This window comes from Haloferula sargassicola (genome assembly GCF_040362925.1).
GTDB lineage: Bacteria > Verrucomicrobiota > Verrucomicrobiia > Verrucomicrobiales > Akkermansiaceae > Haloferula > Haloferula sargassicola.
Genome location: NZ_BAABRI010000005.1, coordinates 228,550 through 243,943 on the forward strand (window position 1 = coordinate 228,550; position 15,394 = coordinate 243,943).

The 15,394-nt window shown below is 59.6% G+C and carries 12 protein-coding genes; 8 read left to right on the forward strand and 4 right to left on the reverse strand.

Annotated elements, in window-relative coordinates; all coding sequences use genetic code 11:
* The first annotated feature begins 230 nt into the window (after nt 1-230).
* Nucleotides 231-632, forward strand: a complete 402-nt coding sequence (locus ABXH26_RS06005) for a hypothetical protein (RefSeq protein ID WP_353566132.1) — start codon at nt 231-233, stop codon at nt 630-632.
* Between the two features lie 205 nt (nt 633-837).
* Here the strand turns inward: ABXH26_RS06005 and ABXH26_RS06010 are convergent, their stop codons facing one another.
* The gene (locus ABXH26_RS06010) at nt 838-1,719 is read right to left on the reverse strand and encodes a LysR substrate-binding domain-containing protein (protein ID WP_353566133.1); all 882 of its coding nucleotides are present in this window, start codon (nt 1,717-1,719) and stop codon (nt 838-840) included.
* 70 nt (nt 1,720-1,789) lie between these two features.
* On the opposite strand from ABXH26_RS06010, the gene ilvD reads away from it, so the two are divergent.
* From ilvD to ABXH26_RS06030, 4 genes are all read left to right on the forward strand, one after another.
* Complete coding sequence (gene ilvD / locus ABXH26_RS06015; protein WP_353566134.1) at nt 1,790-3,499, forward strand: dihydroxy-acid dehydratase; 1,710 nt, start codon at nt 1,790-1,792, stop codon at nt 3,497-3,499.
* A complete protein-coding gene (locus ABXH26_RS06020; RefSeq protein ID WP_353566135.1) occupies nt 3,486-4,133 on the forward strand; it encodes a cysteine hydrolase family protein in 648 nt (215 codons plus the stop codon). The genes ilvD and ABXH26_RS06020 overlap by 14 nt, the downstream gene beginning before the upstream one ends.
* Nucleotides 4,134-4,517: 384 nt before the next feature.
* Complete coding sequence (locus ABXH26_RS06025) at nt 4,518-4,766, forward strand: hypothetical protein (RefSeq protein WP_353566136.1); 249 nt, start codon at nt 4,518-4,520, stop codon at nt 4,764-4,766.
* Nucleotides 4,763-5,212, forward strand: a complete 450-nt coding sequence (locus ABXH26_RS06030) for a hypothetical protein (protein WP_353566137.1) — start codon at nt 4,763-4,765, stop codon at nt 5,210-5,212. The genes ABXH26_RS06025 and ABXH26_RS06030 overlap by 4 nt, the downstream gene beginning before the upstream one ends.
* Nucleotides 5,213-5,701: 489 nt before the next feature.
* On the opposite strand, the gene ABXH26_RS06035 is transcribed toward ABXH26_RS06030, so the two are convergent.
* Nucleotides 5,702-6,019, reverse strand: coding sequence for an RNA polymerase sigma factor (locus tag ABXH26_RS06035; RefSeq protein WP_353566148.1), 318 nt, complete (start codon nt 6,017-6,019; stop codon nt 5,702-5,704).
* 304 nt (nt 6,020-6,323) lie between these two features.
* Between ABXH26_RS06035 and ABXH26_RS06040 the strand changes: the two genes are divergently transcribed.
* The gene (locus ABXH26_RS06040; RefSeq protein ID WP_353566138.1) at nt 6,324-6,731 is read left to right on the forward strand and encodes a GNAT family N-acetyltransferase; all 408 of its coding nucleotides are present in this window, start codon (nt 6,324-6,326) and stop codon (nt 6,729-6,731) included.
* Here the strand turns inward: ABXH26_RS06040 and ABXH26_RS06045 are convergent.
* Nucleotides 6,719-7,279 (reverse strand): chloramphenicol phosphotransferase CPT family protein, encoded by a 561-nt coding sequence (locus tag ABXH26_RS06045; protein ID WP_353566139.1) that lies wholly within the window; start codon nt 7,277-7,279, stop codon nt 6,719-6,721. The genes ABXH26_RS06040 and ABXH26_RS06045 overlap by 13 nt on opposite strands.
* Before the next feature lie 609 nt (nt 7,280-7,888).
* Between ABXH26_RS06045 and ABXH26_RS06050 the strand changes: the two genes are divergently transcribed.
* Together ABXH26_RS06050 and ABXH26_RS06055 are read left to right on the forward strand one after the other, a co-directional pair.
* Entirely contained in the window at nt 7,889-8,377 is a 489-nt protein-coding gene (locus ABXH26_RS06050; RefSeq protein ID WP_353566140.1) for a GNAT family N-acetyltransferase, read from the forward strand.
* A 121-nt stretch (nt 8,378-8,498) separates the two neighbouring features.
* The gene (locus ABXH26_RS06055; RefSeq protein ID WP_353566149.1) at nt 8,499-9,194 is read left to right on the forward strand and encodes an IS5 family transposase; all 696 of its coding nucleotides are present in this window, start codon (nt 8,499-8,501) and stop codon (nt 9,192-9,194) included.
* A gap of 174 nt (nt 9,195-9,368) precedes the next feature.
* Here the strand turns inward: ABXH26_RS06055 and ABXH26_RS06060 are convergent, their stop codons facing one another.
* A complete protein-coding gene (locus tag ABXH26_RS06060) occupies nt 9,369-13,997 on the reverse strand; it encodes a beta strand repeat-containing protein (protein ID WP_353566141.1) in 4,629 nt (1,542 codons plus the stop codon).
* Between the last annotated feature and the right edge of the window lie 1,397 nt (nt 13,998-15,394).

Sequence of the window (15,394 nt, forward strand, 5' to 3'; positions counted from 1 at the left end):
CTGCTCCGTTTCGCAATACCTTCGAGGCCCTGCCTGTCACTTTCCCAGTCAGCCGCCGGATTGCCTGCCCGGTCGCGGTGATCCTCACGCGGAACCATGAGTCCGTGCCAACGCCCTTCCGCCGCTTCGCGGTCTCCCGAGAAGAGCGTGGTCACGGCCCCAGAACCCGCATGCCCCCGCGCCTGTCGGCAGGCAATTCCGCCCGCTGACCCAAACGAAAGGAGACAGTCATGGGACTGGACATGTATCTCACCGGACAGGTCGGTGTGTGGAGCTTCAAACATCAGGAGGAAGTCGAGCTACGAGATGGCTTCCGCGTCAAATGCCGGGAACTCGATCTCGGCTACTGGCGCAAACATCCGAACCTCCACGGCTTCATCATCGAGGAATTCGCCAGAGGTGAAGATCGCTGCCAGCAGGTTTACCTCGAGGCGGAGGACATGAGGACGGTCATCCTCGCAATTGAACAGAACCGCTTGCCTTTCACCGAAGGGTTCTTTTTCGGCCAGAGTCAGAACGACGAGGACGAAAAACGGGGAGCCATTGAAACCTTTACCAAGGCCATCGAGTGGCTGGAAGATTCCACCGATGAGGCGGAATGGAAGTGCGTCTATTACCAGGCCAGCTGGTAGGTTTGTCGAATGCCGCTCGTCACGACGAGCGGAATTTTTCCATGGAAGGCATGACGAGGAGATGACGCGAGAAAGGTGCGGATCTTTCCGTCCTGAATTCCTGCCGCAGACCCTGGAACGGGGTTGAGCCAAAAGCTCTCCTCCGTTCCAGGACTGCTTAGCGGTGAGATCGTGGTTGCCAGCGCAAAGCCCCTCCGCCCTGGTCTCAACTTTTCAAGGTCGCGGCGAGCCGCTCCACCCAGGCGTTGGTTTTCACTTCGCGCATCGCAAAGGCGTGCCGGACTTTGTGCGCCCCCTCCAGCGATAGGGCAACGGCAAACTCTTTCACCAGATGAGCCACGGTCGCGGGCAGGAAGGCGATTCCGGAGCCCGCGGCGACCATCAGCGCCACCGCTTGGGCCCGGTGGGATTCCAAGACCAGCCGCGGTCGAAAGCTTTCCCGGCGGCAAAGCTTCTGCACTTGATCCGCAAAAGCCGGGGCGGCTTCCCGCGATACGGCGACAAAGGCTTCCTTCCGGAGTTCCGCCACCTTCACCCTCCGTCGTTTCGCCAGCGGATGATCAGCCGGAACCAGACATACCACTGGCTCTTCGAACCAAGGCAGGAACTTCAGTCCCGCGGGTCGCTTCTCCGGCATCACGCCGACAAATCCACCGTCAATCCGCCCTTCGGCCAACAAGACGAGTTGCTCGTGCGGCGGCAGATCCTGCAGCATGATCTCCACTCCGGGATGCTGCTGGCGAAACGCCCCGAAGACCTTCAGCAGCTCGTCATTCATGACGGCGCTCACGAAGCCCAGCCGGAGCTGGGCATTCTCGCCTTCCGCACAACGGCGGGCCTGTTCGCCGGCTCTCGTCAGCAATGCGGGGACGTGTTTCGTCTCCTCGTAGAGCGCTCTTCCCGCCTCGGTCAGCGACACCCTCCGCGGCTCCCTGACAAACAAACTCGCTCCCAGCCTCTCTTCCAGCATGCGCACATGGCGGGAGAGGGGCGGCTGCGCCAGATGCAGTCGCCGCGCGGCCCTGGTGAACGACAGTTGTTCCGCCACCGCGAGGAAGCATTCCAGTTCTCGGAGCGAGTAATCCATACCGGAAAAGTATCACCAGCGAGCAAAACAAGTCATTCTATAATGGCGAGGCTGGCCGCAGGATCCTGTCATGCGACCCAGTGATACGATCAAGAGAGGGCCTCTCCGGGCACCCCACCGCAGCCTGTTGCGGGCAACCGGTGCGATCCAGAGCGAAGACGATTGGCACAAGCCGTTCATCGCGGTGGCGAATTCCTTCGTCCAGATTATCCCCGGCCACGCCCATCTTGACCAGGTCGGACGCCGGGTTCGCCAGGCGATCCGTGACGCCGGCGGCGTGCCCTTCGAGTTCAATTGCATCGGCGTCGATGACGGCATCGCCATGGGACACGGTGGCATGAAGTATTCGCTGCCTTCTCGCGAGATCATCGCCGATTCGATGGAAACGATGTTACGCGCGCATTGCTTCGATGGCGTGGTCTGCATCCCAAACTGCGACAAGATCGTGCCGGGCATGATGATGGGAGCCGCCCGCGTGAACCTGCCCACGCTCTTTGTTTCCGGGGGGCCGATGGCGGCCGGGCGCAATCCCAGCACCGGTGACGTCCTCGATCTGACTTCGGTCTTTGAGGCCGTGGGAGCCTATTCCGACGGACGGGTCAGTGAGTCCGAACTCGACGAGATTGAACGCCACGCCTGCCCCTCATGCGGTTCGTGTTCCGGCATGTTCACGGCCAATTCGATGAATTGCCTCAGCGAGGTCCTCGGTCTCAGCCTGCCCGGCAACGGAACGATCCTGGCGACCGATCCGGCTCGCCGCGCTCTCTTCCTCCGGGCAGGGGAGATCATCGTCCGGCTCGTCCGGCACGACCTGAAGCCCTCCGACATCCTCACCCGCGAGGCTTTTGAGAACGCGCTCGTCGTCGATGTCGCCATGGGGGGCTCCTCCAACACGCTGCTTCACCTGCTGGCCATCGCCCGCGAAGCAGGGGTGCCGCTCTCCATGGAGGATCTCAACCCGATCTCCGACCGCACGCCCCATCTCTGCAAGCTCGCACCTTCGGGCGTCCATCACATGGAGGATCTGCACCGTGCCGGCGGCATCTCCGCCGTGCTCCGGAGTTTGGGCGACTTGGACGACGCCATCCACCGCGATTGCCTCACTGTCAGCGGCCTCACCCTTGGAGAAATCCTCGACCATGCCTCGGTCGATGACGAGGAGGTGATCCGGCCGGTAACCCATGCCTATTCGGAGCAAGGCGGTCTCGCGGTGCTCTACGGCAATCTGGCTCCCGAAGGATGCGTCGTGAAGAGCGCCGGGGTGAGCCCCGCCATGATGCGCTTCACCGGCACCGCCGTTGTGTTCGAGTCCCAGGAGGAGGCCCTCCAAGGAATCCTTACCGGCGGAGTGAAGGCGGGTGAGGTAGTCGTCATCCGCTACGAGGGACCACGTGGCGGCCCCGGCATGCAGGAGATGCTCGCCCCCACTTCCGCCCTTGCCGGGCGGGGCTTGATCGACTCGGTGGCGCTGATCACCGATGGTCGGTTCTCGGGTGCGACCCGCGGAGGCGCCATTGGCCATGTTTCACCGGAGGCCGCCGCGGGTGGTCCCATCGCTTGGGTGGAGAACGGTGACCGCATTACCATCGATATTCCCGCCCGGAAAATCGATCTATTGGTCACAGAAGCGGAACTCGACCGCCGTCGTGGTGACGGGAAAGAGCCGCCTCTGCGGGAAAGCGGTGGCTACCTCGCCCGCTACGCCGCCATGGTTTCCAGCGCCGCCCAAGGGGCCGTGCTTTCACCCGCCTTCATCTCCTCCGGACATGGACCCCACTGAACCCCGCCTCTCGACTTCCGCCCTGCTGACGATCGACATGCAGAACGACTTCGTGCTACCCGGTGCTCCGGGCTGTGTTGCCGGCACGAGCGAGGTCGTCTCCCAGGTTTCGGAACTCGTCGGTGTCTGGAGAAGAGCGGCGCTGCCGGTGATTCACGTGGTCCGCCTTTATCTCCCGGATGGATCGAATGCGGATCTCTGTCGTCGCGCACGCCTCGCCGCCGGTGCCTCCATTGTCCGGCCCGCCACGTCCGGAGCGGAACTCGTCACCCCATTGAAGATCGATCCTGCTCAGACCCTCGACCCGGAGCTTCTGCTCTCCGGGAAAGCCCAGCGCCTGGCGGAGGATGAATTCGTCGTCTACAAGCCCCGCTGGGGAGCGTTCTTTCGAACCGTGTTGGAGGACCTGCTCGCGACCCTCGCGGTCGATACGCTGGTCGTCTGCGGCTGCAATTTTCCGAACTGTCCGCGCGCCACCCTCTATCAGGCGAGCGAGCGCGACTTCCGCCTCATTGCCGTGACCGACGCTCTCTCCAGGCTCGGACCCAGGGACCATGCCGATCTGACCGGCATCGGAATCCGCCTCCGCTCCGTGAGCGAGCTGGAGCGCGAAATGGCACCTCCATCGATCTAAAGGGCATGCTGGCGAATTCGGCTGCTGTTGAGCTTCATCCCTGATATTCGGCTGCGGACACTCCCGTCAGGTTGCGCCCGTGGCCACCAACCGCCCAAACCTCAACCTGAGAATCTGAGCAGCACCGAGGAGCAGCAGCGCCGAGACACAATACCCTAACGCTGCGCGTTAGGATTTCCAAGGTGACGACAAGATCCGTTCCAAGTCCGATCCAAGGTTCATGCAAGGGTGAGCAAAGGTGGCGGCAAGGAATCCTCCAAGGCTTGGACAACGTTCTTCCGGGCCGGCAAACCACCGCTTTCGTATGGTGAGGTGATGTCCTTCGAGCACCATCGCCCTCCGAGAGTCAGTCGGCTTGAACCCTGGCGCCGCGAGATCGCGGAAATGCGTTCCGCCAATTGGCCATGCCAGAGGATCGCGGCCTGGTTCGCCGAACAGAACGTCACGATCAGCGCCGAAGGGGTTCGCCAGTTCTGCAAGGTCCGCGGCATCCGCAAGGCCACTCCAAGCATGGTCGAAACCTCAGTCGCGACTTCAAGGCCGGAGGCGGCCAGGCCGCTTCCTCCCGCCACCAAGCGCATCAAGAAGTTCCACTACGAGGGGAGCGGGCCCATTGAGGCCTCACGCTCATGATCACCGTCACGCAAATCCGGGGCGGTGCTGATTACATGGGCCGCCACTTGTCCATGAACGATTACTACTCCGAGCATGAGCGCGTGGTCGGCTACTGGCAGGGATGCAACATAGAGCCCAACTCCGCCGTCGTGAACGCTAAGACCCCCACCTGCTTTGACGTGGAAATGGGGACGCCCACCCTTACCGTCGAGCTCCCGGGCAAGCAGCAGATGCTCCCGTGGTCATCCTTTCTTGGCTGCGATTGGGAAGGGGACTGCATCCGTCTCCGCTTCACTGGCTGGGAATTGGTCCTGCACGGTCGCGAGCTGCGAGAACTCTGGCGGGAACTTCAGCTTCACGATGTAAGGGTGGTGAGGACGCTGCGAGAGGTTGAAGAGGGGGAGTTTCTTCTTAAGACGCTCGAGTCCGTGGAGTGCCCCCCTGCGAAGCCGGACGGGGAATAGCTCGAAACGCAACAGGAATGGCGACCGCACGGGGCTTCAGGCTACGCATACGTATCATCGTTGGCGCCGCCTCGACATCCTTTCGTATTGGCGACGCCACTTCGGCTTGAAGAGGCCTTGGAGGAACCTGAAGATTCGCCTATGGAGGTAAAGATTCATGGGGATGAAAAATCGATTTTGAAGTGGAGCCTTGGGGGCTTTCGTGTGCCAGACGAGCCATGAAGACCGCAAGAAATCTGCTGCATCAAGAATGCCAAGGAATGGGGCTCTCCGGCGTGACAAATTCGTTAGGTACGCCCGGGTAGGTCCTCTGGACAAATCGTGACAGAGAGGATTCATCGAGTCGTTCGTGCAAGTGTTAGGGATGCAGTGCGTTTCGCCATGGCGCATCGTTCTTGATGTTTTTCGAGCTAGTTCTGGTGTGCATGAACAAAACGTGCGGATGAGGCGATTTTATGAGGCCATCTGAAGCCGAGGCGCGATAGGCGGTCACCACCACCCAGCTACCACCACCGACTGGCCGTCGTGTCTCTGCTCGTTCCTCCGGCTATGCTGCCTTTTGCGGATCCTGACCGCCTCGTGAACCACCACGCGGTGGAGCCAAGCCCCCAGGCAATTAATTTCAGCGTTTTTGGAAGCTCTGCGGGCCAGAATGGCGAAACCCTGTTGAACCGCTTCCTCCGCATCCATGCGGTTTCCACAGATCCGCACGGTCGTGGCGATAGCGAGCCCGTGGTCACGGAACACAAGTAGGGCACGCATCCTCCATCCTGCGCTTCTCCGCAAAGTCGCGCAGCAGCTCACCATCGGGCCTTTCCGGAGACCCAGACTGCGCAGGAATCGGACAAAAAAAATCGAACCGACCTTCAGACGCACGCCGTCGTCGGACAGGAGAAGAACTGAAGCCGGGAATCTCTCGATTTGATCATTTTGGCCCTCGCGGGGCTTGGATGAGCGGGTGTAGGAAGGCTAGGCTCTTGCCGACGTTCCTCCCGGGCTCCATGAGGCCACCCACTATTCTTATCTACCAACGTGGCGACCATCTTGCGATCGCCGAGATATTCTCTCGGGCAGTCCATGAAATCGCCTGTGAAGCCTATACGCTAAAGCAGTGCCTTGCTTGGTCAGACTTGAGCCCAACCCGGAGCACTGGCGGAAACGGTGCGAGTTGAAGCGGCCTTTCGTGAGCGTCGTGCAGGGGACCGTTGCCGGGTTTCTCGAGCTTGATCCGGATGGTCACATCGACTGCGCTTACGTGAACCCCGATTTTCGGAGGCGGGAGATTATGGCAGGCTTGGTCCGGCATGCGATTACGACCGCCTTTGAGATGAACTGCGAGGCGGTATTCGTGGAGGCATCGATTCCCGCTCGGGGCCTGTTTGAGAAACTCGGATTTGAGTTGGTTTGTGAGCAGAAGGTCAACGTCGGTTCAGAGCTGCTGACCAACTACCGCATGCGACTGAACCGCCCCAACAGGGGTAGGGGCGGGAAAGCGGACGATGCCCGTCACGATTCGTGAGCCAACTTGCCTCGGTAGCGGTCGAGCGCTACCGGCTCCCGACCGGATTCCAAGAGGCCTTTTAGAATCGCGACATTCTGGGTAATGCTTTGGTGGTAGGTGTCCACCTCCGCGTCGTAGTCACAGAAGCCATGAACCAAGGTCGACTGCATCCGGGCAAATCCAATCTGGCGATCGCCTCGAGCGATCTCTCTTCTTTCCAGTTCCTCAAGCGGACAGGTAACCTTGACAAAAAATGTAGGGACATCCTTCAGGGCGAGGGCAATTTCATCCATCCAGTCCTTTTTCTCGATGACATGGTCGATGATCATCGGAAATCCACAACGGGCAATGATTGGCAGGGATTGGTGGAATGCTGAGAGGAGGGGAAGTAGCACGGACGGCCTTACCGAGTCGTTCTTAAGGACGTGGCGCGGGGCCATAAAAATGAATTTGTCATTGGAAACATACAGGGCCGGCGAAACCATCGCGTCTTGGAAGGCAGTTGCCAGCGTGGTCTTTCCGGAACTCGAAGTGCCGTTTAGGAAAATCGCAGTCGGGCGGTTCATGGGGGACTGGGGCAATGAAAACCTGCGGCGGCATTTTCGCGAATTTCCGGGCTGGGAACTCAGGATTACCCGACCTTCTTTTTGCGTGCTTCCTCGGCTCGTGACATCCATGGCCTTAGGGTTTCTTCCTGCCGCTGGCAATTGAGAAAGGGTTGCATCGGTGCCGTCTGACTTGTGGGCGGTGACGCGCCATTCCGTTCGAGCTTGAGGCCTGCAATTCTGGTTTGCGTTTCCGGGGCGCGGCAGCTCTCCAGATGCTCCTTCTTTCTCTTCAGTCTCATGATCCCGGAACAGCACTCCGGGTTTCTTATTGGGGCAACGACCCTCTCAAGTCGATTCCTTAGCACCGCCCCGGTGGCGCAATGGGCTCCTGCCTCTTCCAGTCGCAATCCCTCGCTAAAGCCTCCGAGGGCAGTTATTCCTCACGGAGGTTGCCGCCGCCCGCTGCCCGTAGCATCGGTGAACCGCATCCGAAGAGGAAAAAGCAATCCGCACCTCGGGATAGGATTGCTCTCGGGCCTGTTTCAGGCATCTTCGTCCACCTCTAGGCGCATCTCCGTGTAGAGCCCATCTTCCTGCTCTGTCGCATCAAACTCTGTAAAACCGCTGATGATCGCTTTCCGACAGATTCGAAGCAGCGACCTCGCACATTGGCGGACATTGTCGCCGCAGCTGGAAGCGATCGCTCGGGCCCATTCTGCCGACCATTGGGTACCGGCTGGAGCCTATACGGGATGGGTCGCTTGTGGGGACGACGCTATTCCCATAGCGGCGAGCTTTGCCTGCTGCCGCAGTGGTGAATTGCTGTCCATCTTCGTGCGGCGCGAATTCCGTGGAAGGGGAATCGGTCGGGAACTTCTCCGGCAGGCAGAAGCCTGGCTGCGTTCTCACGGTTGGTCCGAGATGACGGCGGACGCGTCGATGCTCCCGGAACAGTTTCTTATCCATCATCAATGGAGCCGCGAAGCCGACACCGCAGGCCGCCTAAAAAAGATCCATAGCGGCGCTTCTATCCCCCTAGAAGAACACTGGCTAGAAGACGCCGAGACGGGCTGCGGTCGCTTGATCCGCCTAGGCAGAGTGGACAAATTTAACTGATTGAATTGCAGCGATTCGCACGTATGAAGGCCGACCATGAAACATCTCGCCCACGCGATGCCGGACGTGCTCTTCAAGCGCCTAAAAAAATTAACTTAACTCGCCCAAGCCGGGATCTAACATTTGCAAAAAGGGCCGTAAGCCTGCGGATCTTCGAAAAACTCTCGACGGAATCTGGTGGATCCTGGTCACCGGCTGCCAATGGAACCAATTGCCGGAGCGCTTTGGGAAATGGAACAGCGTTTACCGTTTTCATCTGCGCTGGGCGAACAAAGGGGTCTTCGCCGCCCTGCTTGCCCGTCACGTCGAGCAGCATGGGAACGACGGCTTCAAGGTCATCGACGCGACTTTCGTCAAGGTTCACCAAGACGCCTGCCGCTTCGGCCAAGCCCCGGAAGAACGTGGACTTGGCAAGAGCAAGGGAGGTCGGAATTCCAAAGTCAACGCGTGTGTCAACCGCAAGGGCAAGGCGCTCGCCTTGCTGCTGCGACCCGGCAACGAGCACGAGTCGAAGGCCGCACGTGAACTGCTCGGCGACCTCGAGGATGTCGTGGTGCTCGGCGATCGGGGATACGACGACGACACCTTACGCACGCACATCAAGGCGGGCGGTGGCGTGGCGCTCATCCCCGGAAAGGCCAACCGCAAGGAAGAACCATTCTATATCCCCCAGATCGGTCGAGAGCGCCGCGTGGTGGAGAACTTCTTTGCTCGGATCAAGCGATACCGCCGCGTCAACACTCGCTACGACCGCCGCGCGGAGACCTTCATGGCGTTCGTAAACCTCGCTGCCTTAGCCGATTGGATCCGATTTTGAATTTGTCCACTCTGCCTAAGACGAACTTCCTGGGCCCGGGATCATCCGTTGTTCCTTGTTTTAGCCGCTCGAAACTTATCTTTGAACTGCTCCGTCGACGGGGAAGCCTCCAAGCTGAAGACGATATTTGATACGGTGCTTTGGCTTTTTCGCTTCTCTGTGTTGGGGTGCGGATCAGCGATTTGAATTTAAGCGGGTGAACAACTTTTCACCCCAGGCCAGGGTGCGGGGAATTCTGACCATCACCCTGTCAATTCCGGGGCCGTACTGGTCGTTGTCCTCGTTGATGACCACGCCGTAGGCTCCCTCTTCGGCAGGAAACCAAGAGATCAAATTTGTGCTGTACTCGACGAAGGGATAGGGCTGGACGTTGGAGCGCTCGGTGCGGCGGTAGGAGAATTCGTAGTAATCCCCGACGAGCGCACAGGTGGGCATCCGGCTGCCGTTGTTTGTTGTGGCTGGATTGCTTCCGGTGACGAACTCGATGGCGTTCGGAATGCCATCGCCATCCGGGTCGCTCATGGGGGCGGCATCGGATCCTGTTAGAAAATAAGGGGACTCGCGGATCCATGCCTGGTAGGAGTCGGCCGCGCCCGTGACGGACTCCCAGGTGTCGCCGAAGCGGATGGCATCGAGTTCCCCGGTGGTGTTGGAACCGGAGCCGTTGAGCCAAAGCAACAAATGGGTCGCAATCATGGACGTGTCGACGCTGTCACTGGCGGTCCAAGTGATGGCAGATGGGTCGCTTCCGATGGTGTCTCCTGGTCCGTAGCATTTGATGTCGATTTGATCCGGTGCGGAGGCATTCAGCTTGATTCGTCCGACAATCAGGGCGCTCCCGTTCACACTTCCCAATGGTCCATGGTTACGGATGCCATAGGGGCCGCTGTCACTCCCAAGGGTACCGTAACTGATGAATGGACTGTTGCCTGCATCGACGGCTCCTGTGGCGATCGAGCGCGCGTTGTCCCAACTGAGGCCGGCGCCGATGAATTCCGCTGTTCCTCCCGGTCCGGAAGCGAGCCCGATGCCCATGTTGGAGTCACCGGTGTTGTCGGCGCGGAAGCTGAAATAGAGGATGCGTTCACCTGCAAAGTCGATTGGCTCCGCCAGCGGCCGGGTCGCATAAATGCTGGTTCCCCAGCTGTTGGAGTTGTTCCAGACAGCGCCATCCTCGGTTTGGCTGGGTGCGAGTCCAGAAAGGCCCGATCCGGTGTTGAAATTGCTGGCGGTGAAAATTCCGTTGCCGCCATTCGTCAGCCAGGTTCCCGTCAGGCCGATGGTGGTCGCGGTATTGCCTTTTCCGTTGAGAGTGCTGGACGTGTCCGGTGGTGTTCCGGCGATGCCATCGAACAATTCGCGAATGATGGCACCAGCTTCTTCGGCAGGCTCGACGGAAGTGACGAGCAGATCGATCGATGAGGTCGTGGTGTTGTCCACCAGACTGGCGACCAGTCCTGGAGTGTTGCTCAGAGAGAATGCGGCAGCTCCATCGCCCCCGATGGAATCGTTGTAGTAAAACAACGGATAGGTTCCGGGAACCGCGCCCGCCGCAACGACAATGTGAACCTGATGGATGCCAGCTGTCACCAACCCTCCGGCTGCTGAGACGTTTAGGCTGTTTTCAGAGTTGCCGATTCGGAAGGTGGAGGAGGAGCCATCGGCGAGGTCGAGGTTGGCGATGCTTCCGCTGCCGTGCGCATAGGTGTTGCCTGCCGCAATCACCGCACCTGCGGCAAGATTTACCTTCATCGGCGAGCTGCTGCCAATCCGGACGGTTCCTTCCATGGCATTGAGGGTGCCGGTGTAGGGGGTTGATCCAGAGATGATAAGCGCGCTGCTGCCGGATTTCGTCAGGGTTCCCGTCCCAGAAATACCGGCTTCAAATGCGATGTCTCCGCTGGGGTTCTCGATACTCGTAGCCGCCGTGACGTGGGCCTGGACGGTGGATGCCCAATTCGCGCTGGCTCCGAGTGTTCCGCCACCGAGGACGAAACTTTTGTTGGTGGCCGCGCCACTGGTGACACCCGCAGAGCCGATGTTGAGCGTTCCACCGGTCAGCCGCACGGCGGATACCTGGCTGCGTCCGCCCCAGCCGAGCTCGATTCCTTTCAGATTCACCATGGCGGTCCCGCTGATGTTTAGTGAAGCCTGGCTGTCCCAAGATAGATAAAGGGGGGCACCTGGCAGATTCAGGGATCCAGCACTGATGTTGTAGGTGACGTTGGCGCCACCGCTCCAGAGCCCCCAGCGGTTGGATGCATCGTCGCCGCCTGGATTGTTGGTGGTGCCGGTGTTGGTGACTGTGCCGCCGGTTTGGTTGACGGTGAGTGCCGCGCCTGGATTTGCTCCGAGAACGAAGTCATCGCTGATGATCAGTTGCGCGGCATCCGAGATTTCCAGAGTGTGGGTAAGGTTGCTGCCGCGATTGGTCCAACGGTCTGTCGTTAGAGATGCTGATTCACTGAGGAAAATAGATCCGCCGTCGATCTGGAAGGTGCTTTGGGACGGGAACTCAGCGGTTAGATGAATCGCCGCCAGGTCGGTCAAGGTGAGCGAGGAGGGATTGCTAGACGTTTCCAGAGTCAGGTTTTGTGCTCGGATCGTTGTGGATCCGCTGCCGATGAAGCTGGCACCGTTCAGGCTCATGGTTCCGGTGAGGCCCAGCAAAACACTGTCGGCCTGGATGGATGTGCCGCTGCCCAGCGAGAGGTCGCTCAAGGAAGGGAAGCTGGTCCCGCTAGCAAGCGTCAGCGATGGCGCGGTAATGCCAATGGGGCCGGAAAGCGGGTGCTCGCCGGATAGCTGAATCACTCCATCTCCTTCCAGCAATAAACCGCTGGTTCCGGTTAGTTGGGTATTGATCGTGAGACTGGCTCCTTCTTCCGCCCGGACCACGGCGGGGGTGGCGAGGTTCAATGATCCACCACTCAGGTTCACGTCACCTTCCTCGACAAGGACGCCCTCGGCGTCTTGTTCGCCCGCGATTTCGACGGTGGAGATGCCGCTGGTGTCGGTGCCTGCGGAAAAGATCGCTCTGTGTCCGCCCCCCGGCCAAACTACGGTGTCGTCCGTACCAGCAGTGGAGCTCGTCCAGTTGGTGGCGGAATCATTCCAGTTTCCCGCGGTAGCGGGTCCGCCTGCTCCGGGATTGGAACCATTGGTGTCCCAGTAGGCGCTTGCATTGGCGGGGTCGAAATCAAAGGTCACTGTGGCGTCGTCCGGCCGGATGAGCAGGCTGGATGATTTGATGCCTTCGGAAACCACTGCGTCGTTGGTGCGGAGGGCGTAGCCGAAGTTATTGTGTTGATAGCCAATGGTCCGTTCACTGGAGGTGACGATCGAGGTGGATTGCTGCGGACTCCAGGCCAGCTCCACTCCCCAATCGGAGGGTGCGCTGGCCCCGGTGATCTCCATGCTGAGATTGTCAGGATTACAATGGATTTTCAATTCGCCCCCAGTCGTGACTGGCATGCTGATTAGCAAGCCATCCGTGCCGACTTCGGTCACGGTAGGCTCGCCGTTTACCAGCAATTGACGGGTGCCACTGAGGGTGTTGACCAAGGGGCGGAAGCCGGCAAAGTCAGACGAGGTGCTCCAATGAAAGCCATCCATCACTGGGAGGGTGTCGTAGGTCGCCGTGGACCCGGTGACTTTGTTCTTCAAATACCGCTCGGGATATTGCTCGTTGAAAAGATGCAGGTCCCGGATGCGCCAGGCGTCGCCTTCCCAGTAAAAGTTCACGCGGTAAAAACGACTCTCATACCAGACGCTGCGATGACCCTTGTCGTCGTAGTCATCCATCGCGACGACTGCGGTGGCCGGGGTGGTTTCGAAATTTTCGCGGTACCAGGCCCCGGATTTTGCCAACGTTTCGACCCGGATTTCCCCCGCGGCCATTCGTTCCTCCATCAATTGGTATTGATCCTTCAGGCCAGCCTCCATGGCAGGCCAGCCGAACGAGTTCTCCTGGCCGGCCTGGGTGTAGGCGAAGGCGAGGTTCGGCGCTTTGAAGTTCACATCGAAGAACCAACGCACCCAGTCGGGCGAGCCGCCGCCCGGGCGGTAAACCGGCTCTAGCGAAATGACGCCCTGAACGCCGTTTCCAAGATTGTGATCGTATTGATAGACCGGATCGCTGCCAAGCATCCGAAAGATCGGCACGTTGAGTTGTTTCTCGACGGTTTGAGCCGGCATGAAGGCGTTGATACGGCTTGGATAATAGGCTTGGTTCCAGTAGCCACCCCATAGCGTGTAGCCGTCGGTGCCACTCTGGTCCTTGCAATTGCAGGCCGCGACGATGTGGTATTGGTCAGATAGGTAGTTCAGCGTTGGGGCATCCAGCACCCAGCAGCCGACCGACTTCGGGTAGTCGCCGAACTCGCTTTTGAAGCGCTCCATTAGCACATCCATCAGCTTTTTCCGGTCTTCGGGCGCATAGGCTTCTGTCAGGCCTACGGCGGCGTTATAGTCCCATGGCCAGCGGCCCTTCCACTCCATGCCTGCGGCTTCCACTTGCGGTTGCACGACTTCGAGCCAGACGCCGATCTCATCGTCCGGTCCCAATTCGCTTTTCAGCAGATTGACGAAATCGGGATTCACCAACGCGTCGTATTGAATCAGGAACGTGGTTGGCAGCCCGTGTTTTTTTGCGAGCTTGATTTGTTCAACCACCGGCTTCAGCAAATCGACGTTTGAACGCGGTTCGGTACCACGGATGAAATTGATGATGTTCACCACTTTCGGCCCTCCGGCAAAGACCTGATGCGAAGTCAGGAGCGCGGTGAACAGGAACGTTCTCAACCTTTTAATTCGTGCAATATGTCGCGTCATCGGTCCGGTGAAGGCAATTGGTTTCAGCGGGAACTACGAGCAGAGTTTCTTTAGAACGCATCGCGCCGTGCCTACCCCCCAAATGGGCAGGTTTTGGCGAATCGAGGCTCTTCCGGAGTTTTAGCGGGTCGAATTCCGGCCGACAAACCGAGCATACTGCAGAATTCTCTCCGAGGAATTCTTGGGGTGAGGACAGCGCTTCGCGACGGGAAGCGCCCCGATAGCCTTGATTCCTGGGCATCGCCGCGACGTTTCGGCACAGGACGTGAGGCTGGGACTTGTCGCAACGAGTCCTGTGCGAGAGGGCCCCGGCTACTCCAATCTTGGTCGGCTGCCCACGTGGCGGATCCGGTCGATGCGCTCTCCCCTGAGACGCCAAAAAGTATCGACCCCGATCCTCTGGGCACGGGGGGATGCGAGAGAAGCGGGGTCGATGGGGGTTGTGTGCTTGTCGTCCGTAGGGGGGCGGTTGACGAGCGGGGAAATAGCCGGATCTGATAGAGTTGTCCGCTCTTTTTAGACACGCGATCGCGTAGGGTAATGCGGTGGCCAGAGCCGTGGTTGCCGATCCGAGCATCTACGACGAATATTGGGTCTCCAACGGAGAGCACGATCGATGCAGCGAACCCCGCCCCTATGCGGGTTCCCGGGAGGGGGAGGGGCTCAGCGAGCAGAAGTAAATCCGCGTAATGCTTTCGCGGAGCGGATGCATCGGGGCCAGTCGCCCCAGTGGACGATCGAGGACCCTCGCGCCATTCTCCCACTGCTCGGACGGTGCCCTTTCTTCATTCCCTTCCGAGGTCCATAGGCTCCAGCCCTCTCGCCCTGTCTCGAGGGTATAGCCGATCCGAAAAGAATGTCGCGCTTCCTTGCGTCGGACTCGTTGGAGGATCGCAGCCCGGCGATGGAGCAAGCGCTTCCGGGAGCTGGTAGGTGGACGGTCGATCGACGTCGGCTACGGAAGGCCGAGCTGCTCGATATCGGCAACCCACTGCAAACAAAAACGCGGCGCACCCCCCGATGCGCCGCGTTTATTTTGATGGTCTCGCCCCGATCGTGCCCCCCAGCACGGATCCAATTTGGAGTGACCAGCTTCTTGAGATTAGAGTCAGCCTTTTCAGCTGATGTAGGGCACTGTGCCGCATCTTAGAGGCATTCACCACCCGTGTTCGCGTAGGTTTCGGCCTTTTCCCGTCCAATTGCAGGTGCGTGTTCACGTGCCGCGTATTCTCGGAATGGGCTAGTATCCCATAAACCTTAAACGGACGGATATAGTGATCTGAGTTTCACGCGGGCCTGGGAATTGTCGAACTGCCATCGGATGGGTTTGGGATCGGCGTTCTTCCATCTGAGATACGCCCCAACCT

Coding starts and splice junctions, on each gene's coding strand:
- ABXH26_RS06005 (WP_353566132.1), top strand. CDS start 231: ATGGGACTGGACATGTATCTCACCGGACAGGTCGGTGTGTGGAGCTTC.
- ABXH26_RS06010 (WP_353566133.1), bottom strand. CDS start 1,719: ATGGATTACTCGCTCCGAGAACTGGAATGCTTCCTCGCGGTGGCGGAA.
- ilvD (WP_353566134.1), top strand. CDS start 1,790: ATGCGACCCAGTGATACGATCAAGAGAGGGCCTCTCCGGGCACCCCAC.
- ABXH26_RS06020 (WP_353566135.1), top strand. CDS start 3,486: ATGGACCCCACTGAACCCCGCCTCTCGACTTCCGCCCTGCTGACGATC.
- ABXH26_RS06025 (WP_353566136.1), top strand. CDS start 4,518: ATGCGTTCCGCCAATTGGCCATGCCAGAGGATCGCGGCCTGGTTCGCC.
- ABXH26_RS06030 (WP_353566137.1), top strand. CDS start 4,763: ATGATCACCGTCACGCAAATCCGGGGCGGTGCTGATTACATGGGCCGC.
- ABXH26_RS06035 (WP_353566148.1), bottom strand. CDS start 6,019: ATGGTGAGCTGCTGCGCGACTTTGCGGAGAAGCGCAGGATGGAGGATG.
- ABXH26_RS06045 (WP_353566139.1), bottom strand. CDS start 7,279: ATGAACCGCCCGACTGCGATTTTCCTAAACGGCACTTCGAGTTCCGGA.
- ABXH26_RS06050 (WP_353566140.1), top strand. CDS start 7,889: ATGATCGCTTTCCGACAGATTCGAAGCAGCGACCTCGCACATTGGCGG.